This window comes from Sphingopyxis bauzanensis, assembly GCF_002205675.1.
Lineage (GTDB): Bacteria > Pseudomonadota > Alphaproteobacteria > Sphingomonadales > Sphingomonadaceae > Sphingopyxis > Sphingopyxis bauzanensis.
This window is the reverse complement of record NZ_NISK01000017.1, coordinates 1-1,152: the sequence shown is the minus strand read 5'-3', so window position 1 is coordinate 1,152 and position 1,152 is coordinate 1. Positions and strand designations below refer to the sequence as shown.

General features: G+C 51.2%; 1 protein-coding gene. It reads left to right on the top strand.

The genetic code is table 11. From position 1 onward, the window contains the following. The first annotated feature begins 116 nt into the window (after positions 1 to 116). Positions 117 to 578 carry an RES domain-containing protein gene (locus tag CDQ92_RS20550; protein ID WP_237246141.1) on the top strand — a complete coding sequence of 154 codons (462 nt, stop codon included), beginning with the start codon at positions 117 to 119 and terminating at the stop codon, positions 576 to 578. Positions 579 to 1,152: the final 574 nt, after the last annotated feature.

Genomic DNA, 1,152 nt, shown 5'->3' with positions numbered 1-1,152 from the left:
GACAGACGCCATAGTGCGTAGCCGCCGGTCGCGGGCCGGTCCACGCTCGTGCTTTCGAGGACATACTCTGGTGACTGTCTCTTATACACATCTAGATGTGTATAAGAGACAGCTATTTGGCGAGGAAACCGGAGCCTGGCCTTGATGGAATCCTGTTTCCCTCGGTCCAATCTCCCGGCGAACATCGCAACGTGGTCTTGTTTCACCACACATCTCGGGTTGAACCGCTCGACATCCCCGAAGGAACTAAACTCTCGGCACGCCAGTTCGACTATACGGAGGATGGAGACGAACCCGACTATAGCGTTTGGGAGGACGTGCCGCCCATCCCAGAGAAGGTCAAAAAGCCTGACGATGATTTCGGCCTGATGGCTATGCTGGACGCGCCAATATTTGATTCAGATGAGGATGTCAGAGAACCTGCACTCAGGGTCAAAACTAAGGCAGTCACAGCTCACCATATTACAGGCGTCACGTTTTCAACTGACGATTTCGAGGTCAGCCGCCATCGGATGACGAAACGAGAATGGAAGTTTACAAAGCCCGTCAAGCTCGATTTGGGCGATGTGGATTTCTAATCGTCAGCCCTGCGAAGATTGTGGCAGAACAGCTATCCACTGATAAGCAATCAGTGTCTCCATTCCCAAAAGTGACCAGATTTCTTAGCTGCTTTCGACCGTAGCGGCAGCGAAATGCCTGTAGGGCAACGGTAGGGCAATTCCGGTTCCCGATTTATCCTCTGACAGACGCCATAGTGCGTAGCCTGTCTCTTATACACATCTAGATGTGTATAAGAGACAGGAATTGAAGCGATTGTAATCCTGCGTCGAATGATAAAAATCCTTCGTGTACGCGGTCTGACTGGTGAACGTGATCGTTGGAGATACATCGAATTCAACATTCAGCTGATAAACATCATTTTTCGCCCGGAACGTCGGATCATAAGCCGTCGCGATCTCACGCAAATTCTTCGACTGCGTCAGGCCAGCATAAGGGTCGTTGCCCATCAGATAAATCGGTCCGCCGACGAATTGGCCATTTACGACGCGTCTGCCGAGCAAGACCTGTGTCGATGCGGCTTGAACATAGGGCAGCGAAAGACCTGTCTCTTATACACATCTAGATGTGTATAAGAGACAGGCGGGGAGGTTG